17 protein-coding genes are annotated in these 22,444 nt (G+C 43.1%); 11 read left to right on the top strand and 6 right to left on the bottom strand.

Translation table 11 applies throughout. The features are described 5' to 3' along the window. The first annotated feature begins 213 nt into the window (after positions 1-213). Entirely contained in the window at positions 214-981 is a 768-nt protein-coding gene (locus tag MM817_RS06850; RefSeq protein ID WP_241712963.1) for an IclR family transcriptional regulator, read from the top strand. Positions 982-1,061: 80 nt separating this feature from the next. Here the strand turns inward: MM817_RS06850 and MM817_RS06845 are convergent, their stop codons facing one another. Next, on the bottom strand, positions 1,062-2,240 hold the full coding sequence (locus tag MM817_RS06845) for a C40 family peptidase (RefSeq protein WP_241712958.1): 1,179 nt from the start codon (positions 2,238-2,240) through the stop codon (positions 1,062-1,064). A gap of 104 nt (positions 2,241-2,344) precedes the next feature. Beyond that, on the bottom strand, positions 2,345-3,277 hold the full coding sequence (locus MM817_RS06840; RefSeq protein ID WP_241712956.1) for a PhzF family phenazine biosynthesis protein: 933 nt from the start codon (positions 3,275-3,277) through the stop codon (positions 2,345-2,347). Between the two features lie 118 nt (positions 3,278-3,395). Here MM817_RS06840 and MM817_RS06835 point away from each other — a divergent pair, with 118 nt between their 5' ends. Continuing rightward, positions 3,396-4,031, top strand: coding sequence for a histidine phosphatase family protein (locus tag MM817_RS06835; protein ID WP_241712953.1), 636 nt, complete (start codon positions 3,396-3,398; stop codon positions 4,029-4,031). A gap of 84 nt (positions 4,032-4,115) precedes the next feature. On the opposite strand, the gene MM817_RS06830 is transcribed toward MM817_RS06835, so the two are convergent. Next, complete coding sequence (locus MM817_RS06830) at positions 4,116-5,099, bottom strand: NAD(P)H-quinone oxidoreductase (protein ID WP_241712943.1); 984 nt, start codon at positions 5,097-5,099, stop codon at positions 4,116-4,118. A 103-nt stretch (positions 5,100-5,202) separates the two neighbouring features. On the opposite strand from MM817_RS06830, the gene MM817_RS06825 reads away from it, so the two are divergent. From MM817_RS06825 to MM817_RS06810, 4 genes are all read left to right on the top strand, one after another. After that, a complete protein-coding gene (locus tag MM817_RS06825; protein ID WP_241712941.1) occupies positions 5,203-5,607 on the top strand; it encodes a hypothetical protein in 405 nt (134 codons plus the stop codon). Positions 5,608-5,715: 108 nt separating this feature from the next. Then, the gene (locus MM817_RS06820; RefSeq protein ID WP_241712939.1) at positions 5,716-6,987 is read left to right on the top strand and encodes a D-alanyl-D-alanine carboxypeptidase family protein; all 1,272 of its coding nucleotides are present in this window, start codon (positions 5,716-5,718) and stop codon (positions 6,985-6,987) included. A 44-nt stretch (positions 6,988-7,031) separates the two neighbouring features. Then, complete coding sequence (locus tag MM817_RS06815; protein WP_241712937.1) at positions 7,032-8,366, top strand: GH1 family beta-glucosidase; 1,335 nt, start codon at positions 7,032-7,034, stop codon at positions 8,364-8,366. A gap of 5 nt (positions 8,367-8,371) precedes the next feature. Continuing rightward, complete coding sequence (locus tag MM817_RS06810) at positions 8,372-9,742, top strand: class II fumarate hydratase (protein WP_241712935.1); 1,371 nt, start codon at positions 8,372-8,374, stop codon at positions 9,740-9,742. 51 nt (positions 9,743-9,793) lie between these two features. Here MM817_RS06810 and MM817_RS06805 read toward each other — a convergent pair whose 3' ends face one another. Next, positions 9,794-10,654 carry an arginase family protein gene (locus MM817_RS06805; RefSeq protein ID WP_241712933.1) on the bottom strand — a complete coding sequence of 287 codons (861 nt, stop codon included), beginning with the start codon at positions 10,652-10,654 and terminating at the stop codon, positions 9,794-9,796. 158 nt (positions 10,655-10,812) lie between these two features. Between MM817_RS06805 and MM817_RS06800 the strand changes: the two genes are divergently transcribed. Then, positions 10,813-11,151, top strand: a complete 339-nt coding sequence (locus MM817_RS06800) for an SCP2 sterol-binding domain-containing protein (protein ID WP_241712931.1) — start codon at positions 10,813-10,815, stop codon at positions 11,149-11,151. 75 nt (positions 11,152-11,226) lie between these two features. Here the strand turns inward: MM817_RS06800 and MM817_RS06795 are convergent, their stop codons facing one another. Then, the gene (locus tag MM817_RS06795) at positions 11,227-11,412 is read right to left on the bottom strand and encodes a hypothetical protein (protein WP_241712929.1); all 186 of its coding nucleotides are present in this window, start codon (positions 11,410-11,412) and stop codon (positions 11,227-11,229) included. Between the two features lie 177 nt (positions 11,413-11,589). Here MM817_RS06795 and acnA point away from each other — a divergent pair, with 177 nt between their 5' ends. Both acnA and MM817_RS06785 read left to right on the top strand, forming a co-directional pair. After that, positions 11,590-14,307, top strand: coding sequence for an aconitate hydratase AcnA (gene acnA / locus MM817_RS06790; protein WP_241712927.1), 2,718 nt, complete (start codon positions 11,590-11,592; stop codon positions 14,305-14,307). A gap of 302 nt (positions 14,308-14,609) precedes the next feature. Then, positions 14,610-16,007, top strand: a complete 1,398-nt coding sequence (locus MM817_RS06785; protein ID WP_241712925.1) for an MFS transporter — start codon at positions 14,610-14,612, stop codon at positions 16,005-16,007. A 72-nt stretch (positions 16,008-16,079) separates the two neighbouring features. On the opposite strand, the gene MM817_RS06780 is transcribed toward MM817_RS06785, so the two are convergent. Beyond that, positions 16,080-17,999: a hypothetical protein gene (locus MM817_RS06780; RefSeq protein WP_241712923.1), complete on the bottom strand. Its 1,920-nt coding sequence runs from the start codon at positions 17,997-17,999 to the stop codon at positions 16,080-16,082. 200 nt (positions 18,000-18,199) lie between these two features. Between MM817_RS06780 and MM817_RS06775 the strand changes: the two genes are divergently transcribed. Together MM817_RS06775 and MM817_RS06770 are read left to right on the top strand one after the other, a co-directional pair. Further along, positions 18,200-18,997: an ABC transporter ATP-binding protein gene (locus MM817_RS06775; RefSeq protein WP_241712921.1), complete on the top strand. Its 798-nt coding sequence runs from the start codon at positions 18,200-18,202 to the stop codon at positions 18,995-18,997. A 15-nt stretch (positions 18,998-19,012) separates the two neighbouring features. Then, the gene (locus MM817_RS06770) at positions 19,013-22,444 is read left to right on the top strand and encodes a PD-(D/E)XK nuclease family protein (protein ID WP_241712919.1); all 3,432 of its coding nucleotides are present in this window, start codon (positions 19,013-19,015) and stop codon (positions 22,442-22,444) included.

The following is a 22,444-nucleotide window of genomic DNA, read 5'->3' as shown; positions in this document are numbered from 1 at the left end:
CAAAAGTGCGGTATAGTGAAGCGTTACATGTCACCTTAGCGTGCGCGATTTACCTATATTTCAAACCATGTAGTTGCAAAATGTTGTAACGGATGCGTCTAATGAAGATAGAATATAGTCCTACGAGTGAATGTCATCCTATACTATTGTTTGCAAAATGTTTTCTGTTAGTGGTAGATTTACGGCAATAGACGAGTGTAAGGGAATGGTCAGATGGAAGACTATACAGTAAAGTCAGTAGAAAAGGCATGCGTATTGTTAGATATCGTGAGTATGTACCCAGATGGCATCGGGATAACAGAACTTGCCGAGCAGGTAGAGATGTATAAAAGCACGGTTCATCGTTTATTAGGTACACTGATGAAAAGGAACTATATTCAACAAGATGTAAATACTGGAAAGTACAAACTAGGATATCAATTGCTTGATCTTGGGATGAAGATGCTGTCTTCATTAGATTTACGTAAAGAAGCGGCTCCAATCTTACAATCTCTGGCGCAGCGAACCACGGAAGCTGTACATCTCGGTATTTTAGATCAAAATGAAGTTGTATATATTGACAAAGTAGAGAGTAATCAAACAGTGAGAATGCATTCTCGTATTGGAAAACGCGTTCCTGTGCATGCGCTTGGACTTGGAAAAGCGATATTAGCTGCACTTCCAGATCGTGTTGTACAGGAATTGATTGCAACACACGGACTTTCTGCCGTTACGCCTAAAACGATCATTGATGCAGAACAACTGCTTTCTTCCTTGCAGAATACTCGAGAACAGGGGTATGCCTTTGATATTGAGGAAAATGAGTTGGGGATATGTTGCGTAGCGAGTGCTATTTACGATAACAATCATCATGTAGTCGCTGCCTGTAGCGTTTCTGGTCCGACATTGCGCATGAACACGGATCGGTTAACAGAACTTGCCCCGCTTGTACGACAAGCAGCAGAGGAAATCTCTATCAGACTTGGTTATTCACCTGTATAGATCGTAGTAACGAATAAAAAACTAACCACCCGAAATTTAATGTTGGGTGGTTAGTTTATAAGGAGTTAGTTTAGGAGTGATTAATTCCCTAACATTTGCCGTGCTCCAATGTATTTAGGACCCCAGTATGAATTGGCGATATTATCAATACTCACTCCATAATCTTGAGCGTCAACCATGAGATCATTTCCAATGTAAATCCCTACATGGGTAGCTCCTGCTGCATATGTGCTGAAAAACACAAGATCACCTGGTGTTAGTTGATTTTCTGGTATGGATAGTCCTTCTGCAAATTGTTGCTCAGATGTTCGAAGGATATCTACGCCAAAATGCGCAAAGACAAACTGCGTAAACCCCGAACAATCAAAACCAGATGGACTGGTACCACCCCATACATAGGGTGTGCCCATAAAAGATTCTGCATACTGTAAGAGGCTTTGTACGTTTACAGTAGGTAGCGTTTTTTCAGTTTGCTGTATATACGATGAACTTTGTACAAGTGATTGCGCTTGTTGTGTCTCTTGTTCAATCTGCTGAATTTGAGATTGTGTCAATTCAATTTGGCTTTCAAGTAAACCATGCTTAGTGGATGCATTCTGGATGTTTTGATTTAATTGCGCCAACATTTGATTTTTTTGATCTTCTACAAGTACATCCGCTTGTTTCATAGCCTCGTATTCTGTGTGTTTTTGAACCAGTAAAGAATAGTTATACTGTTGAGCCTCTTTTTTTAAGACAAGTTGTTGTTGTAATGAAGTGACTTCTGAGACGAGATGCTGGTCTGTTTTTGCGATGGTAATTAACATATATAGGCGACTGAGAAAATCTTCCCAGTTAGAAGATTCAAGGAGGACGTTTAGATAGGAAACGCGACCATTTTCATACATCACGCGAATTTGTGCACGTAAACTGTCTTTATATAAGTGAAGCTGCTTCCTATCAACAGCAATGCTATGATTCATCTGAGTGATTTTTTGTTCCGTCGCTTGCATCTGATGTAAGTTGTGAGACATAGCACTTTTTAAATTTGTCAAGGACTGTTGATAATGAGCAATCTCTGCTTTTACAGTCACCGTTTGCGTTTTAGCAAATGTCATCGAGTTATTGGTCTGCTTAACCTCTGCTTGGAGCTGCGCCATGGTTTGTTGTTCTTGTGAAAGTGACTCTGCATATGTATGTTCGAGCGGTGCACCCAGCAAGAGTACAGAAGTAACCACACCAACGATCCATCTTACGTTTCGCTTTCGATTGTGCTTCAAATGACATAACCCCTTGTTATCAACTTCTTGCATTCCTTGTACTCTATTTCGACACAAGTTTTAAAAATCCTGCAAGAAGTGACTCAAAAGGATGTGCTTTGACATCATCCTAGCAACTCACCACGCGCCACTGTGTGCACGGCACCGCCAATTTCAATCTGATAGTGCTGATCGACTCGTGAACCGCGTACATAGAGTAATGATGGACGACCGATCTGGTATCCTTGTTCGACACGTAATGTAAACGCTTGGTATTGGTGTGCCTGAGAGAGTGGGCTATCTTTGACGCCATGATGCAATAAAAATGCACATAAACAACCGTTAGCACTTCCTGTTGCGGGATCTTCAGATATGCCAAGTTCAGGAACAAATACGCGAACGTGAAGGTCATTTTCGTTATGTATTGGATCCGGAGCAAAGACAAGTACATTGGCTTCTGGACCAACGATGGTGCTTAGTGTCTGCCATATTGGCAGATGCAACCAAGCTTTTTGAACTGCCGTGCGGTTTTTTAAGGCGACAATGACAAAAGGAAGCCCCGTTGAAATCATTTGTACGGGATAGTCTGTGTCAAGTTCGTCCAGAGTGAGACCAAGGCACTGTGCAATCTCTGCGTGCGCGATGATAGGGCCAAATTGCGGTTGATTTTGCGTCATCGTTAATAAGTACGGATACTTCTCCCGATAGCTGATGTGAACAGGAATGATACCTGCTTTCATGTGGAGATGGACGGTTGACACGGTCTTTTGCAATAACAATTGTTGGATGATAAACGCAGTCCCTAAGGTAGGGTGTCCTGCAAAGGGTAGCTCTGCAGCTGGTGTGAATATGCGAATAGGGATGACTGCCTGTTCGGATGATCGTAAGGCGAACTCTGAGGCAGACTGCATGATAAAACTGGTTTCAGAAAAATGCATTTCGCGTGCGAGTGTCTGCATTTGTTCTGTGCTAAAGGTATGACCATTTAAAAAAACTGCTAATTGATTACCTGTGTAACGCTCGATTGAAAAAACATCTACAATATAAAAATCGGACATCGGTTTTCCTCCTGAGAGTTGAGCTAGTGTCGTGCTATAGCTATAGTATCGTGAAAGTTTAAGATTGTCAGGATCTTGACTTTTAGTTACGATCAACATGATAAAGGAAGGTGTTCTATTGAAAACGACTCTATGTTTGATGAGACACGGGGAGACGGATTGGAATGTAACACGGCGTTTTCAAGGTCGCACAGATGTTCCGCTTAATGACAGAGGGCGTGAACAGGCATTGCGAAGCGCTCTTTTTTTATCACAAGGACATTATGAACATGTTGTATCAAGTCCATTATTACGCGCAAAGGAAACAGCTGAGATTATTGCAAATGAGTTGCAGATGGGGACAGTGACAGTCATAGATGAGCTAGCAGAACGAGATGCAGGATCTGGTACAGGTCTTACACTTGAGGAATATAAAAATGCAGATGCACAATCGCTGCTTTCCGGTGTAGAATCTCATGATGATGTTCGCAATCGTGCGATGAAAGTTCTGTATGTTCTTTGCGAGCGGTTTGAGGGTAGAAGAATTATCGTAGTTTCGCATGGAGCGGTTATTAATGCCGTACTCGCAGAGCTATCAGGTGGCGAAGTTGGAACAGGAAAAACGATCTTGCAAAATGTATGTCTAAACACACTTCATTTTCATCACAATAGATGGGAGATCGAATCATACAATAGGATCGACCATTTGCGTAAGAAAAATGGGGACATGCTAGGTTCTCTGAGCGATGATCTAGATGTATTCTACATGCAATAGGGACTATGTATGTGAAGTGAAGTCATCGGGACAAACCGCTGTTGGTAGTATGTTTGCCCGATGCTCCACAATGAACAATAGGGCTTATTCTACAGATAGAACAATTTTTCCAATGTTTGAATTCGTCTCCATGTAGCGATGTGCTTCTGCCGCTTGTTCAAGTGGGAATACGTGATCTACTAGTGGTTTGAGTCTTCCATCTGCAAATCTCGTAAAGGCAAATTCCCAAAATTCCGATGTGAGTTGTTCTTTTTGTTCTTTTGAGCGAGACCTTAAGGCCGTGCCGATTACTTGCAGGCGACGACGTAAGAGTAGACCTAAGTCAAATGAATGTTGCATGGAACCGCCCATGGCTCCAATCACGATGAGTCTTCCGTCTACAGCAAGTGCTTGAAGGTTTTGTTCAAAATACGGAGCACCAATAAAATCAAAAATTAATTGTACTCCTTGTTGCTCAGTGAACTTCATGACAGGATCGAGGAACGGGCCTGCTTTATAGTCAATAGCTAAAGCCGCACCTAGTTTCATGCATGCTTCTCTTTTTTTTTCTGAACCAGCGGTTACAATGGGTATACTACCTAGTTCGCGAACTAACTGGATGGCTGCAGTACCAACACCGCTTGCACCAGCATGAATGAGGACAGTTGATCTAGGGACCAGTTGTCCGAGCCACACAAGATTAGAGTACGCAGTTAAAAATGCTTCAGGAATGGATGCGGCTTCTTCAAAACTGAGAGCATCTGGAATGCGTGCTAGCATTCCCTCGGGAACAACGACTTCTTGTGCGTAGCCTCCACCTGGCAATAGTGCACACACACGTTGTCCAAGACTAAACTGTGTGACATCAGGAGCCACTTCAGTGACGATGCCAGCCATTTCTAAACCGAGAATTTCAGATTCGCCCGCAGGTGGTGGATAGAGTCCTTGACGCTGCAGTAAATCAGCCCGATTCAAAGCAGTGGCTTTCACTTTTACTCGCACGTGCTTAGCTTGTAAGGTTGGAGCAGCAATCTCTGTCATTTGCAGTACATCGGGAGTTCCAGGCTTTGTTATCATTATCGCTTTCATCATATCGGCTCCTCGTCATGTAAAATGAGTTGTGCATTACATACATTATCGCGCAAAATAGAGCAAGGCAAATGAGTAGTGAAGAATTGAAGGAGTGATTGTGATGATGTATCACGTGATGGGAAAATTTGAAACGCACAGTAAGGCATTAGAATCTGCTGGAGAATTAGAAAGACAACTAAAAGGGCGCGTATCTGTCAGTACTACAACACCACATGAAGAGTGGAAGGGAACATGGTTAGAAAATTCATTTGGAGTTATCGGTGGCTTAGCTGCAGCAGTATCAGCTGTTGTCCCAGGTTTTGGCGTCTTATTTTTAGGCGGACCTATGGATGGCGCGATGCAAGGGCGTGTGCTCGCTGATTGGCTAGAGGCGCACCCAGACTCTGCAAAGAGTGAACAGTATCACCATTTTGTCATTGTTGCATGCTCAGCTGAGCAAGTTGATCTCGTGAAAACAGCTTTGAAAGATATGGGAGCAGAACATGTGCACGTGGTAAAGGAATAATTTTGAATTGTAAGGATTGACTCCTCACAGTAAACGACGTTCGTGTATAATGATTCACGGAGAGCTCGGTCCATCGCAAGGACTGAACGATGTACAGGAGGGCTATACGTGGGAACAGTAAAACGCTCCTTGATAATTGGAGCGGCCGTCATTGTATTGTTGTCTGGTGCAGTTGTTGCACTTGCTGACACAGGAACAGAAAAATCGGTCGTGACACCTAGTGAACAACCGATTACTGCAAATGAAAACACCAATGCGGTGTCAATAACAGCCCCTGCAGCGGTCTTGATTGATGCCAATACAGGGCAAGTGCTTTATGCTAAAAATGTATTGCAAAAGCATTATCCCGCATCGCTGACAAAGCTGATGACATCGGTCATTGCACTAGATCTTGTTAAACGGGGGCAGCTCACTTTACAATCCATCATTCCCGTGAGTCAGTCTGCGTACAAAGTGGCGCAAACACCAGGATTATCAGTAGCATATCTTAATCCTGCAGAACATATTACGTTAGCGCGAATGCTTCAGTATATGTTTATCGTCTCAGCTGACGATGCAGCTGTAGCAGTGGCTGATTCCATAGCAGGTTCTCAAAAGGAATTTGCTAAGTTGATGAATGAGAAGGCGCAAGCACTTGGGTTGACAGGCACTCACTATACTAACGCGTCAGGTTTACAAAATCGCGATATGTATACGAATGCCTGGGATGTTGCGATTCTATCTCGTTACTTGATAAAAAATGATCCAATTGTTTTAAAGTATGCTTCAGAACCGGGTATGTATATTCATCCGGGACAATATGGCCCGAATTATGATCAATTATTAGGGCAATTTAATGGTCTAGATGGTTTGAAAACAGGTTCGACAAACGAAGCTGGATATTGTTTCTCTGGGACTGCGATTCGGGGCAAAACGCGATTGATCAGTGTTGTCTTAGATACGAATTCTTTTTCTGATGTATTTCAGGATACGGCTAGTCTATTAGGATATGGTTTTTCACAGTTCTCATCCAAGCTATTTCAAAGTGCTGGACAACCATTGACAACACAATTACAAGTTGTTGACGCTGCTAATTCAGAATTGAGCGTTGCGCCAAAGAAAGACGTCTATGTTGATGTTCAAAAGGGCAGTAAGCAAACGATCTCGTACACTATGACGCCTGATGTTCTTTCTGCGCCTATTGTAGTAGGACAAAAAGTGGCAACAGAAAACATTGTGATCAACGATCATATTGTGCAACAGGTGCCGCTATACGCCCTTAAAAGTGATCCGAAAGCAGATTTAATTCAAAAGTTATGGCGCACTGTAGTAGCCTCTGCTCATCAAGGTGCAAGACATATTGTGAAGTGGGTTGGATCTAAAGTCCGCAAGTATGTGTAGACTACAAAGATGCATGGATTGGTTGTAGGAGGCGGGTTTGTGCCATGTCAAAGCAGTTTCTGCGCAATTTTGTGATTGGAGCGGCAACGGCTGCTTATCAGGTAGAGGGAGCAACGCGTGAAGATGGACGCCTTCCTTCTATTTGGGATGTATTCTCTCATACACCAGGGAAAACTTTTGAAGGCCATACCGGTGATAGAGCGTGTGACCAATACCACCTATTTCGTGATGACATTCGCCTAATGAAGGATCTTGGTCTAAGCAGTTATCGATTTTCTGTATCGTGGTCACGTATTTTTCCAACGGGTAAGGGAGCATTCAATCAAAAAGGGATGGATTATTATCGTCGCCTTGTCGATGAATTACTGGCACATGATATTCGTCCTCTTGTGACGTTGTATCACTGGGATTTACCACAGGCTCTAGAGGAACAGGGGGGCTGGCTAAACAGGGATACACTCTCGTATTTTGCGTCATATGCAGAGACCGTAGTACGTCAATTTGAAGGTGCGGCAACGCGGTTTATTACGATCAATGAGCCATCTGTGGCGGCTTATGAAGGATATTTAACAGGTCAACATGCACCAGGCCACTCTGATTTGACAGAAACGCTACATGTCGCACATCACTTTATGGCAGCACATGCTTATGCGGCAGAGGCAATTCGAGCATTAGCGATGCCAGTGGAGATAGGAGTTGCACTCAATTTATCTCCAGTCTACCCGGCATCGCCTTCAGAACTGGATATTGCAAAGGGCTACGATCGCATAAGTAATCAATTCTTTCTCGATGCAGCGTGCAAAGGGAAATACTCACCAGAAATACTGAGTCTATATGGCGAAATCATGGATTTATCCTTTATACGTGACGAGGATCTCTTGGTTATGTCGAAACAGTCACTTGATTTTCTTGGTGTGAACTATTACTTTCCAACGATTGTTCAGGAAGGGATGCATCCTTTATTGCCTGATGTGTTGCCACCGAGTGAACCGTTAACTGATATGGGATGGACAATCGATCCTCAGGGATTACGTGAGTTGTTAGTGCGGATCCATCAAGATTATCCTCAAATCCCCATCTATATAACAGAAAATGGAGCAGCATTTGCTGATGAAGTCGTTTCTAATCAAGTGAACGATCCCAAGCGCATTGCTTTTATTGAGGGACACCTACAAGCATGTATGGATGCAATGGAACAAGGAGTAGATGTCAGGGGATACTATGTGTGGTCACTGCTTGACAACTTTGAATGGGCGTATGGGTACAGTAAACGCTTTGGACTTGTGTATGTCGATTATGAATCGATGAGGAGAATACCAAAAGCAAGCGCGTATTGGTTGCGTGACTGGATGATGGCCCATACCCCAAAGGAGGTGTAACAAGTGTGGAATATCGCATAGAAAAGGACTCCATGGGTGAAATGAAGGTGCCAGTAGATGCGTTATATGGAGCATCTACTGCACGAGCTGTAGCCAACTTTCCGATAAGTGGTAAAACGTTGCCAAGATCTTTTATTCAAGCACTGGGTTGGATTAAGATAGCTGCTGCACAGACAAATGCAGATCTTGGATTATTGAGTGAAGAAGTTGCAACAGCGATTATAGATGCCGCGAAGCAGGTTTTGAATGGCGAACATGATCAACAATTTGTAGTGGATGTATTTCAAACTGGTTCAGGTACCAGTACTAACATGAACGCGAATGAAGTGATTGCACATATCGCCCGCTTAGCGAGCGATGAACAGATACACCCAAATGATCATGTCAATATGGGACAGTCGAGTAACGATGTGATACCTACAGCGACTCATTTGGCAGTGAAATATCAAATCGAACAACATGTTGTACCTGCATTGCAGCAATTAAAGACCGCGTTATCTGCTAAAGCAGTGTTATTTCATGACATCTTGAAGTCGGGGCGAACCCATCTTCAAGATGCCGTTCCCATTTCTGTTGGTCAAGAGTTTGCAGCGTATGCGTGGCAGGTAGAAGAATCTATTCGTCGCTGTACACGGGCTGCGAAAGAATTAGGTTCGCTTGCACTTGGTGGAACGGCAGTGGGAACAGGGGTCAATACACATCCTGATTTTGCACAACATGCAATCGCCCATATTGCAAAGCAAAGTGGCATGCAATTATCAGAATCTGGCAATCACGTCGCAGCACAGGCAAGTCCTGATAGTGTACTTGATGCATCGGGAGCATTTCGCCAGACTGCTACTGTGCTGATGAAAATTGCAAATGATATTCGTTGGATGGCTTCTGGTCCAAAAGCAGGCATTGGTGAACTTCACTTGCCGGCTGTGCAGCCAGGTAGTTCAATTATGCCAGGTAAGATCAATCCGGTCATTGCCGAGTCTTTGATCATGGTTTGTGTACAAGTGATTGGCAATGATGCGACGGTGGCTATTGCTGCGCAATCAAGCAATTTCGAATTGCACACGATGTGGCCGCTTTTGGCTGACCGAATGCTAGATTCTGCAGACATTCTTGCTCGTGCAGTGACTAATTTTTCTATGCGACTTGTAGATGGAATCACTGTTTCGAAGGAGCGTTGTGAAGAGTTACTATTGCATAATGCTTCGATAGCTACAGTTCTTGTACCAAGTCTTGGATATGATCGAGTAGCTGCTCTCGTTCATCATGCAAACGAGACGGGCGAACAAATCATGCATACCATTGATGGCCGCGATGATGTGTATCGAGTAGGCGACGAAATGATCCCGAAAAGTTGGTTAATTGGTCCGCACAAGTAAAAAGAGACCCATCGATTATAGTACTCATTAATCGGTGGGTCTCTATAGGTATCATGATCTTTGAGACGATTGTTGCACAAGGGTTTGAATGCACGTAGTTAAAAGTTCTTTTATGGTTTCATACCCTATGCCATGAGGATCGCGGTATGGATTATAAACGGTCATTTCAAGTCCGCGCAGCGTCTTTTTTGTGGCGATTGTTTGTAGTGCCATGTTTAGTTGTTCTTTTGTAATCCCTGGTGGATAAGCAATATCGACAGCTGGCATAGAGGTTAGGTCTAAGACGTCGACATCCAAGTGAATGTACAAGTTACCTTCTACTAGGTCATTTTCAATCCAATGTTGAATATTCTCAGGTTGACAATGGGTAATACCATATGAGCGCATAGACATGATTTCTGTCCAATTGGCACCTCGCCCTGACAATAAAGTAACTTGTTTTCCATCAAGAATCGCTGGATCACCTGCAGCTCCAACAACATGTGAGAGTGACATCCCTCCAAGATAATGTGAAACGGTAGTTTGCTGATTTTCGAAATCTGCGTGACTATCAAACCATAAAAGTTGTAAATCATGATACAAGTGGGTAAGTCCACGCATAGTACCAGATGCTAGGGTACATCCACCGCCTAATACTAGTAAAAAATCACACTGACGTGCTGCATGTTCAGTTTGTGTTTCAATGATAGCATAAGTTGACTCGAGTTCTGGAAAAGTTTTGGCATTTTTAGGGTAAGAAAGTGTGAGATCGCCAAAATCTTTTACAATTGCACCTGTTTCTCGAATCACTTCAAGTAGCCCTGCGTTTCGTAACGCCTGTGGTGTTTCATTCAATTGCTCTAATGGTTTTGATGCATCTGTAGGTAAGAGAACACTTAGCGGAACGCCAAGAATTCCGACGGTTAAGGACATGCAGTAAGCCCCCCAAAAAATTCAAGGCATCAATTTTATGTGATCATAAAAAAGAAATAGCAAGCTCTAGTTAGTATCTCCAATCATATGATGCATATGCTTTGATCATATGGACAGCTTATTCATAGACAATGAGTGTACTTCAAGGAGGAAGTTGGATGGCAGAAGTCACAGCACAAGAAATTTTTGCAGGTATGAAGGAAAATTTTGTGCAAGATGCAGCGAAAAATATAGAGGCTACAGTTGTGTATGTATTGCAAGGTGATGGAGGTGGCACATGGACACTGCGCGTACATAACAATGAATTATCTGTTGACGAAGGTCTTCAAGATGGAGCAAACGCGACAGTGACCATGGCTGCAAAAGAGTTTGTAAAAATAGCCTTGGGACAAGGAAATCCAGTATCTGCATTTATGACTGGGAAAATTAAAATTCAAGGGGATCCATTTTTGGTACAAAAATTTCTTTCTATGTTTAAAAAACCAAATAACATATGATTATTGTTGTTTGTGTGATGAGATAGTAGAAAGAGCGGGGAGTTTATCCCCCTCTCTTTCTGGTGCCAAACTGCATCAGTCTGGCGAACATGGACGAACGAGGTTGTTTCTCAATATGGGGGCACCAATAGGAAAGTTTTGATCAACCACACCACCGCCCTCGTCGGCCATTCGATCGATACCTTCTGTGATATCTTCATGCACTGGTTGCATAGATGTACTTTCTACTGCTTGTGATGAATCATCGCGATTTATCTCCATCGCGTTTGCTGCCCCCCTTCATAAATGTGGTATAATCTGAAGATGAAAAGCTTTGGGTACCTCTACCTCATAGCATGCGGATTGATCGCCGAGTTTATGTAGAGGAGCGGGTGCACCTCTTAGCATTATTTATAGTGGTAGCTAACCTGTCTTATATATGGAGTGAGGTTGAACGAAATGGCAAAACATAGTGATCCATTTGGCACGCGTTCGGTGCTTTCAGCCAATGGTAAGCAATACAATTATTATCGGTTAGATCGCTTAGAAGAACTAAATATAGCAAAGATTTCACGCCTTCCTATTTCTATAAAGATTTTACTTGAAAGTGTACTTAGGAAACTCGATGACTACATCATTACGCAAGAGCATGTGAAACAAATCGCAAATTGGAATGCGCAGGCTCCTGACCAATCACAAGAAATTCCCTTCATGCCAGCACGTATTTTGTTGCAAGATTTTACAGGTGTGCCAGTGGTGGTCGATCTTGCTGCTTTGCGTCAAGCGGTTCATCGTTTAGGCGGAGATCCTAAGAAAATCAATCCACTTGTTCCTGTAGATCTCGTCATTGATCACTCTGTACAAGTCGATAGTTTTGGTCAAGATAATTCTCTTTCAATCAACACTGATTATGAATATGCTCGCAATGAAGAACGCTATAAATTTTTACACTGGGCGACAAAGGCATTCGAAAATTTCCGCGCAGTACCTCCTTCGGTCGGGATCGTCCATCAAGTGAACCTCGAATACTTGGCCTCAGTTGTTCAGGTTTCGGAAAATGAGGATGGACTTGTCGCGTTTCCTGACTCGCTTGTTGGAACAGACTCACATACAACGATGATTAACGGACTTGGCGTACTAGGTTGGGGCGTTGGCGGTATCGAAGCTGAGGCAGGCATGCTTGGTCAACCGCTATATTTTGTGACGCCAAGAGTGGTCGGATTTAAATTAGTTGGTCGCTTACCGGAAGGATCAACAGCAACAGATCTAGCTCTTACTGTCACTAATATTTTGCGAAAAAAAGGTGTTGTGGGACAGTTCGTAGAGTTTTTTGGTCCTGGTCTGAGTGCTATGACGCTTGCTGATCGCGCTACAATTGCCAATATGTCTCCAGAATATGGTGCTACCATGGGATTCTTCCCAGTCGATGCAGAATCGCTTAATTATCTGCGGATGACTGGTCGGGATGAAGAACAGATTGCTCTAGTCGAAGCGTACACAAAAGCGCAAGGTATCTTTAGAACGGACGACATGCCAGATCCTGAGTTTTCAGACGTCGTCACGCTCGACCTCAATACAGTTGTACCTTCACTTGCAGGTCCTCGTCGTCCACAAGATAAAGTGGAACTCACGGCGATGAAGGAGCAATTTAACACGCATTTACGTGCACCCCTTAAACAGGGTGGATTTGGCTTAACAGAGGAACAAATTCAAAAGACAGTCAAGGTAACGCAAGCTAATAAAGAGTCATCTGAATTAAAAGCAGGCTCGATTGTGATTGCTGCCATTACTAGTTGTACTAATACCTCCAATCCATCTGTTATGTTAGCTGCTGGATTACTTGCAAAAAAAGCTGTCGAAAAAGGTTTGTCGCGTGCACCACATGTGAAGACGAGCCTTGGCCCTGGTTCTCGAGTGGTCACAAGCTATCTTGAAAAATCAGGTACCTTGCCATATCTCGAAAAACTCGGTTATGAGGTTGTAGGGTATGGGTGTACGACATGTATCGGAAATAGTGGACCGCTTATTCCAGAAGTGGAGACTGCTATTCGAGAACAGGAATTGACAGTCGCATCTGTATTGAGTGGAAATCGTAATTTCGAAGGAAGGATTCATCCATCTGTTAAAGCTAATTATCTAGCTTCACCACCGCTTGTCGTAGCTTATTCGATCGCAGGAACTGTGGACATTGATTTAGCAACAGAACCATTAGGGCATGATGCTTCAGGCCAGCCTGTCTTTTTGCGCGATATCTGGCCATCGTCCAAGGAAGTGGATCAAGCAATTGCTCAGTTTGTGACACCGGACATGTTTAAGGAAAAATATCGGGATGTCCTTCATTCAAGTGAACGTTGGAATGCATTGCCAACACCCGAAGGGGAATTATTTGAATGGGATAAGGATTCTACCTATATTCAAGAACCACCTTTCTTTGTTGGGCTTGATACAAAAGTATCGCCAATTGCACCCATACACGATGCGCGCGTATTGGCCTTATTGGGTGATTCAGTAACTACCGATCACATTTCACCTGCGGGTGCGATCAATCCTAAGAGCCCTGCTGGTCTGTTTTTGCAATCGCATCATGTCGATGTTCGCGACTTTAACTCATATGGCTCGCGACGAGGCGATCATGATGTGATGATGCGAGGAACTTTCGCAAATGTGCGTATTCGCAATGAAGTGGCACCTGGAACTGAAGGCGGTGTTTCCACTTATCTTCCAACTAATGAAGTCATGTCTATTTATGACACGGCCATGAGATACATGGAAGATGGAGATGCGATGGTTGTCATTGCAGGTAAAGAATATGGAACGGGAAGTTCTCGCGATTGGGCTGCAAAGGGGACGTTCTTACTTGGTGTGAAGGCTGTCATTGCAGAAAGCTTTGAGCGCATACACCGCAGTAACTTGGTCGGTATGGGCGTCTTACCATTGCAATTTGATGCAGGTGTGAGTTGGCGAGCGCTGGGACTCACTGGATATGAAAGGTACCATTTTGAGGGTATCGATGATACATTAAAACCACATCAGCGTGTAAAAGTTAAGGCTACAAAAGAGGATGGTTCGACGATATCCTTTGATGTAACGGTACGCATTGATAGTCCTATTGAGGTTGATTATTATCGCAACGGTGGGATATTGCAAATGGTACTGCGCAACTTAATGCAAGCGTAATGCTATCATGAGGTGTCACCAAAAAAGAGGGGGGATAATCCTCCTCTTTTTTGGTGTGTGCATCACATAGTACTTGCTCTCTTTTTCAACTGAGTCAGTCGTTGTGAAAAATAGTCACTCTCTACATAGGATACAGTGAAATAGGGATTATAAGGAATTCAGTGGGTTAAAATAATATGCAATTATTTAATTGCATGATGTCTTTACGGAACCTTTACAATTCCTTATTAAACACCACACGAGTTCTTGGTATGATCATTACGAATGATAGATTGCATCCCATTTTGCAGGAGGAACCCATTGTGCGAACGCGTGCAGACATCCTAGAGACTCTTGAAGAATCAAAAATTCAGTCTTTCCACTGGAGAACTATGTTTACGTCTGGGATGGGATTTTTTACAGATGCTTATGACTTATTTATTATCGGTGTTGTAACGACGATTCTTGCTCCGATTTGGCATTTAGGCAAAGCGGAGATCGGTATTTTAAATGCTACTTCTTTAATTGCAGCAGCTATTGGTGCTATATTATTCGGTAAATTAGCTGATCGTTTTGGACGTAAATCAGTGTATGGGATCGAAGTCATTATTTTAACTATAGGTGCTTTATTATCTGCCACATCGCAAAATTTTGATCAACTGTTATTCTGGCGCTTTATTATTGGTCTTGGCATTGGTGGGGATTATCCTACAAGCGCTATCATTATGAGCGAATATGCTAATCGCAAAAATCGCGGACGCTTAGTGACGAGCGTTTTTGCTATGCAAGGGTTTGGTTTGCTTGTAGGACCACTGGTTGCGTCAGGTTTACTCGTGAGTGGCATCTCACATGATATGATTTGGAGGATCATGCTTGCACTAGGAGCTGTTCCTGCAGCAGCAGTCATCTACTTGCGTCGAACAATTTCTGAAACGCCAAGATATCTGTTGGAAGTAAAAAAAGATAAGGCAGAAGCTGCAAAAGTAGTGTCTACGTTAACGCAGCATGATGTTTCTTCTGATGATCAAACCCATAGTGATGGGTGGACAAAACGACAGTTTTGGGTTCGCGTGATAGGAACGGCTGGTTCGTGGTTCTTTCTGGATATCGCTTTTTATGGGAACAGCGTCTCATCCACGTTGATTATGAAGTCTCTTGCTCCTCATGCCTCACTTTTACACACGACTCTTGTATCTACGTTAATTTTCTTAGTGTTTGCGGTTCCTGGGTATTGGGTAACTGCATTTACTATCGATCATATCGGTAGGAAAACAATTCAAATGTTAGGATTTATGATGATGGCACTGTCGTTCGCGGGTTTATATTTTATCCCCAATATTACGATGATGACGATTCCGTTTCTCTTGATTTATGGTCTTAGTTATTTCTTTACTGAATTCGGACCAAATACAACTACATTTGTCATTCCTGCGGAAGTTTTTCCTACTCGTTGGCGTGCATTTGGCGATGGGCTATCGGCCGGAGCTGGGAAAATGGGTGCATTTCTTGGCGTACTATTTGTCCCCATACTACTTAGTCGATTATCATTAACCGGTACAGAGGGCGTTATGGCCGTCGCTTGCATACTAGGAATGGGTACGACATTACTTGTTCCAGAGTTAAAACATAAGTCCTTATCAGCTACTTATCACGATACAGATCCAGGTTCTGACTCAAGTAATACGCAGTCCAAAGTGAAAAATCGCCATGCAGTAAGTTAGTATATAGACTTTCTATAGATAGGAAGCAGGATCCAATGGACACATATTACCTGTCCATTGGATCCTGCTTTTTTATGAGGTTTTCGTTCCCTTCTGGTTGAGTGTATTGTCTTTAATTGAGTTGATGGTGATTGGGGCAGTCTGTCCTTTAGTGAAAGTAATCGTAATGTTATCTCCTGGTCTTACAAATGGTACGATATTTGGATTGAGTGATAGTGAAGCGCGATACGATGTTCCATTTAAAAGAAATAGCCAATACTCTTTGACGGGTGCTCCATTGGCTCCACTTGAAGACAATACATTGGCAATCCGTTGTACGGTGGCTGTTAATACTCCGTTGCTGGCTTGTGATGTTGAAGAAGTAGAACCGCCTGTAGCAAGGTAGTTTTGCCACGATGAAAGCGCATCGGCCATAGTGGGTGAAATAATGGGCTGCGTTGTATTGCGCGGATCAACGAGTGCAACTTCCTGGATGATACCCGATTGATTGACAACAGGTGCAATATAAGCATATTGACCTGAAATATTATAGAGTAGCGGGCGTCCAGCAGAAAGTGAACTATTTAAGGTGGAGCCATTAATTCGTTGCTCAGCAGCAAGGTCATTTTGCAACCCGGTAAATGGCGTATACGTGACCTTATTTGTTTGTGCATTGACGATGACAAGTCCTGATAGTGAATTGTCATCACTGTTAGGCGATGTCATAGGGATTTCCCAAGCCAGATCGCCATTGGATAATAGGACATTATAAGGCGTTGCGTGTACTGGTTCTGTCGTTAGTTGATGTGTAAAGGTGGAGGCGAATAATCCGGCACGATCCCATCCAAAACGCATCGCTTCATTTTGTGCAAAATTTGGACCTACAACTTGACTCACCCAAGCAGGTTGCTTTCCTATTGGATAAAACATAACATGCCCTGTTGTAGGATTGGTTAGAGCTGATCCGACAATGACTTTGGTTACTAATCCTGCAAGACCTGGTGCTGGTGAGTAAAGGGATGTTACCCAGTACCCTTGACCGTTTGGATTCAGTTCCCAATCCGATGTTCCTATGTAGTGGGTTGGGAAATTCTGATATAAAACGCGGCGCAAGTTATCACTAAATCCAGCCTGTGGTGTAATGGTATATGCTGTATTTTGTACAAGTACTGGTTTAGCACTTGGATTACTAGCCGATGTCCACACGTATCCAGGAGAGATGTGTTTGGTTAACCAGATCAGTCCATTGTTATAATCTAGTGGTGCAGCCCAAATTAATTGTCCTTGATAACGTACGAGTGATAATCCTTGGTTTGAGACATGGTATTGGGTACCAAGTCCCCCAATGCTATTAGAAAGCACGATCTCAGCGTTTGTGCGCTCAACAATAGGGACATCAGTTGCTGCAACGGGTGGAATGGAAGCTTTAATGTGTGCCTTCACAAGTGCTACTTGTGCGCCGTATGTTGATGCTGCGCTCACTTGTGATGCAGCACCACCGAGAGCACTACTAGCAATCATCGAGATGGCACCAATTGCAGAAAGGAGGGCGATCGGTCCAAGCCTTGCGAGGCTTTGGCGCCAACTTTCAATTGCATTAAGAATACTATTGGACTGATTGCCCACAGGACGTGGACCCCTTGGTTGTCTGCGACTGCGGTAAATAGCCCATCCAATAACAAAGATAATAATGGCACCGCCACTAAACAATGCAAATGCTAATAAAACAAGCGCAGCAATCAGAATGGGTTTTAGCCAGCGGTTGCGAGATAGGTGAGCAAATGATCGCACCGTTAATAATCGTAGCATCCAGGTTACAATAAAGAGTACGATAAGATACAAAGCAAAAAGAATATTGATCGTTGGAAAGAAACCACTAAAATATTCTCCGAGGCTAAGCGCAATGATGGCTATGACAACAAACGCATACGTTTTTTTCGAAATGCGCTGTATACCATAACCAAGCACAACTGCCAGTGCAATTCCAAGCGGAGCAAGCAAATATACGTACATTAGAATCACCTCTTTCTATAGTCATCGATTGTGGACGATGTGCTACATGTGATGGACACGTACAGATAGTGTACCATCCTTAATTTATGATTACCTATATTTCTTTCTCTTTTGTGTCATAGACCTACCTTTATTTGTTCTGTACAATGAAAAACATAATCAATACTTGAGCACTTAGCTTATGGATAGGATGTGCCTTCGTGAATCAATCGACTGCCGTTGTGAAACTTCATAATGTATCCGTTAGACGTCTTGATCAACTTCTACTCGATCGTATTGACCTAGCAACAAACTTAGGTGAGCATTGGGCACTATTAGGTGCAAACGGCGCTGGAAAGACAACTTTGCTACAGGTGATCATGGGAATGCTCTGGCCTACAGGCGGTGATGTAGATGTACTGGGGCACCGTCTAGGAGAGTACGATGTCCGGGAATTACGTAAGGAAATCGGATTTGTAAGCAATCGCATGGACGGCTATCTGGAACAAAGCGTACGTGCAGTGGACATCGTTGCTGCTGGAAAATACGCAACGAACGGTATGTATGCAACGATTACTCGGGAGGATGAAGTACGAGCACAAACCTTGTTACAAGGACTAGCAGCGGAGACGATTGCACTTCGAGCCTATGCTTTGTTATCACAAGGTGAACGCCAAAAGGTTTTGATTGCACGAGCGCTTATGGCAAATCCAAAGTTGCTGATCATTGATGAACCGTGTACTGGTCTTGATTTCCCATCTCGTGAACATGTATTAATGGCACTCGAAGATTTAGCACAAGCAACTACTTTACAATTACTCTACGTGACCCACTATCCAGATGAGATATTTCCTGCAATTACCCATGTGGCGATATTGAAACAAGGGAAGTTGCTTGCGGCTGGTGAAAAAAAAGCGGTGCTCACAGACGACATTCTATCTGATGCTTATGGATTACCAGTTCAACTGCATTGGCAAGATGAACGTCCGACAGTTCGTGTCAAACGAACAACGCCATAGAGGAGTTGCGTATACATGGTTCGATTATTTACTGGAAGAGCAGGTACAGGTAAGACAGAACGTATGGTGGAAGAAATTATTCGTTTGATTGACGAAGATCCACTGGGTCCACCAATTTATCTTATTGTTCCAGATCAGGTGACCTTTTATATGGAGCGAGAATTGACGCGACGTGTTGGGGGACAAGCGTTGGTTCGCGCGCAAGTAATGAATTTTCGCAGGTTTAGTTGGCGAGGATTACAATCCATTGGGAAATTGCCCATTCAACCTATCTCTAAAAATGGAAAATTTGCAATGGCCGCAGCCGTGTATGAGAAAGTGGCGAACCAATTGCAGGTATTAGGGCGAGATAACCCTTCACCATCATTTATAGAAAGAATTTTACTTACATTAGATGAGTTTCAATCTGCTAAGACTAGTTCTTCACAACTTGTACAAATTGCCTTGCAGTGTTCGCCAGGCTCTCAGTTAGAAGCAAAGCTACAGGACATTTCATTACTTTTAGAGGTATACGAACAATCTTTACAAGGTCGCTTTATTGATCCACTTCATTTGATTCCCTTATTTGCGAATAATATAGAAAAATATACTTCACTTTCTTTAGCCCATGTGTATGTTGATGGTTTCTTGGGATTTACTGCACAAGAATTCACTCTTCTTGGCGAACTCTTTGCACATATAGAGCACATGAATATCGCTATGACCATTCCATTTGAGCGTGCAAAAACGTTACAGGATAATGGATTTTCTATGTTCTCGTCGTTTGATACTCCTTTTATTCAAGCTGATGATACCTTGTTACGTTTGCGACAATTAGCTATACAAAAACAAGTCGACATGGAGATCCTAGGTGACTTTACTGAGAGAAATTGGAGATTTACTTCTAGTAAGCGTTTGGCACATCTTGAGCGATTTCTTTTTGCGAGTCTAGAACCTGGTGAACAACCATTTCATAGTGTAGAAGATGTAAGAGATTTAATGATTGCTACTGCATCTACACAAAAAGCAGAAGTTGTAGGAACAGTGAGAGAGTTATTGCGGATTCATCGCGAAGAAGCAGTGCCATGGCATGATTTTACACTTATTGTAACAGACATGGATCGGTATCGACCTTTGTTGCGTGATGTATTGCAACAGGCAAGAGTTCCTTTTTTTATGGATGAGTTGCAATTATTGCGGTACCATCCGCTTGCGCGTTTTATCCAAAGTGCGCTTGAGATGATTGAAAATCATTTAGATAGTCATACTCTCATTCAGTGGCTAAAGACAGATTTAGTTCCATTGCCAAGGAATACGGTTGACCTTTTGGAAAATTTTGTATTGTCACATGGTATTGAGGGTGATGCGTGGTGGGATTCGTTTTCGATCTCGCAAAGAACGAAAAACGTTGAGCGAGTCGAGGCTGTACGTGCACAAGTAGCTACTTGGCTACTCCCTTTATATCAAGCTTTGCATCATCCTGCACGAACAATGCGCTCTATGGTGAAGGCGCTCTGGACTCTCATTGAAACACTGCATATACCAGAACAAATTTCTGTTTGGATTACACGTGAAATCGAGGATTCTCATCCTTTAGTTGCGCAAGAGCATGAACGAGCGATGAATGCAGTCATTGCCATTTGCGATGATCTCGTGGCGGCGTTTGATGAACGCTCATCTTCGATAACTCAGTTTACTGCTCTTTTTCGCCAGGCGTTTGCCTCTACGAGTGTCGGAGCGATTCCGTTATTACTTGATCAGGTGATGATTACTGATGTATCGCGCGTACGTGCATATGAGGTGCAAGTTGCATTTGTCTTGGGGTGTAACGATGGACTTTTACCACGTAAAATCAGCCAAGATGAGATCATAACAGATGAGGAACGAGATTTGTTAATCACGCAGGGACTCTATGTCAATCCTGATAGTGCAAAACAACAATTATACGAACGCTACCGCGTGTATATCGCTTTGACTCGTGCTAAGCAAAAATTATATATATCCTATGCACTTGGCGATGCCGATGGGCGCTCATTAACGCCTGCAGTGAGTATCAATCAACTTCGAACGCATTTTAACATAGGGCAAATCATTGAGAAAAAGTACTATGATTACCCACTCTTTAATGATCAGATCGATCAGGAACTATGTATTACAGAAGATATGACTGCACAGTATGTTGCCACTGTACTGCGCGATGTTAAAAAGGGAATGAAATTAACTCCGATGTGGCATGCAGTATATGAATTATATGCGTCTGGTACATGGTCGCAAGAGCTATTGCGTTCAAAATTGCGCGGTCTTGCCTATACCATCGATAGTGAACCACTCGCACAAGAGATTGCAAAAGAGTTGTTCCACAATGCTGAGGTAAGTTCTGTCTCCCGATTGGAGCGCTTTGCAGCATGTCCATTTGCTCACTTTGCGCAGTATGGACTCGCTTTAAAACAACGTGAAGAAATGGATGTCAATGTACTCTTGCGCGGTCAATTTATTCATGAAGTCTTGCATCAGTTTGTGCTCTATCTGCAAGAAAATAACATCGACTGGTCGATGCTTTCAAATGAAACAGCGCAAGAGATTGTGAACCAGATATTCACAGACGTACTGTCACTAGAGAAACAAGCCGTTTGGATGCAAAATGCACGTTTTCGTAACTATAGTGAACAGATTAGACAAGCCTTACAACGGGCGATTGCAACATTTACAGAACATGCTCATCGCAGTGAATTTCACGTGCAGTTAACGGAAGAAGCTTTCGAATTTGACCTTCCAGGTATTCAACACGTGCGCCTAAAAGGTCGCATTGACCGATTAGATACGGCCGATTTACAAGGACAGCCGTATTTTCGGATTATCGATTTTAAAAGTAGTGAACGAAGTGTGGAGTTGGATCAAGTTTACTATGGTCTTTCTTTGCAGTTGATCTTATATGCGCATGTTGTGGAGCAACAAAGTGCTGACTTACTTGGCATGCCACATCTATTTGCAGGTGTCTTTTACTATCCTGTACGCGACCCTGTCAAACTTGTCAATACACCGACAAGCGAAAAGGAGATTGAGCAGACGAAGCGTAAAGTGGTGCGGATGAAAGGTCTATTGTTACGAGAACCTAAGATCGCCGCATTACTTGATCGCAATCATGAGATGAAAGATGATTTATTCCCAACTCTACTAAAAAAAGATGGACAGTTTAGGGCCAATGTTCCAACAGTGAGTCGTGAAGAATGGTTGGCTTTAACAGACCATGTCAATCGAACTGCAGCTTTATTTATGTCACACATACGCGCTGGGGCGACTGACATTACACCATACCGTCACGGTAAAAAAACGGCTTGTAACTTATGTTCATTTCAAGGATTATGCCAATTTGAACACGGGGGTGGACTTGGGACTTATCGAGAACTTGTCCCATTAAAAACTCAAGCTGTATTGGAGCAACTGACATGGGATGGGGAGGTGCTATAG

The organism is Sulfoacidibacillus ferrooxidans, assembly GCF_022606465.1.
Lineage (GTDB): Bacteria > Bacillota > Bacilli > Alicyclobacillales > SLC66 > Sulfoacidibacillus > Sulfoacidibacillus ferrooxidans.
This window is presented reverse-complemented; position numbering and strand designations above follow the sequence as displayed.

What these genes read in the sequence shown, in the direction of transcription:
- acnA (WP_241712927.1), top strand. Translation starts at nt 11,590, where the DNA reads ATGGCAAAACATAGTGATCCATTTGGCACGCGTTCGGTGCTTTCAGCC.
- MM817_RS06830 (WP_241712943.1), bottom strand. Translation starts at nt 5,099, where the DNA reads ATGAAAGCGATAATGATAACAAAGCCTGGAACTCCCGATGTACTGCAA.
- MM817_RS06780 (WP_241712923.1), bottom strand. Translation starts at nt 17,999, where the DNA reads ATGTACGTATATTTGCTTGCTCCGCTTGGAATTGCACTGGCAGTTGTG.
- MM817_RS06825 (WP_241712941.1), top strand. Translation starts at nt 5,203, where the DNA reads ATGATGTATCACGTGATGGGAAAATTTGAAACGCACAGTAAGGCATTA.
- MM817_RS06815 (WP_241712937.1), top strand. Translation starts at nt 7,032, where the DNA reads ATGTCAAAGCAGTTTCTGCGCAATTTTGTGATTGGAGCGGCAACGGCT.
- MM817_RS06770 (WP_241712919.1), top strand. Translation starts at nt 19,013, where the DNA reads ATGGTTCGATTATTTACTGGAAGAGCAGGTACAGGTAAGACAGAACGT.
- MM817_RS06795 (WP_241712929.1), bottom strand. Translation starts at nt 11,412, where the DNA reads ATGGAGATAAATCGCGATGATTCATCACAAGCAGTAGAAAGTACATCT.
- MM817_RS06805 (WP_241712933.1), bottom strand. Translation starts at nt 10,654, where the DNA reads ATGTCCTTAACCGTCGGAATTCTTGGCGTTCCGCTAAGTGTTCTCTTA.
- MM817_RS06850 (WP_241712963.1), top strand. Translation starts at nt 214, where the DNA reads ATGGAAGACTATACAGTAAAGTCAGTAGAAAAGGCATGCGTATTGTTA.
- MM817_RS06840 (WP_241712956.1), bottom strand. Translation starts at nt 3,277, where the DNA reads ATGTCCGATTTTTATATTGTAGATGTTTTTTCAATCGAGCGTTACACA.
- MM817_RS06800 (WP_241712931.1), top strand. Translation starts at nt 10,813, where the DNA reads ATGGCAGAAGTCACAGCACAAGAAATTTTTGCAGGTATGAAGGAAAAT.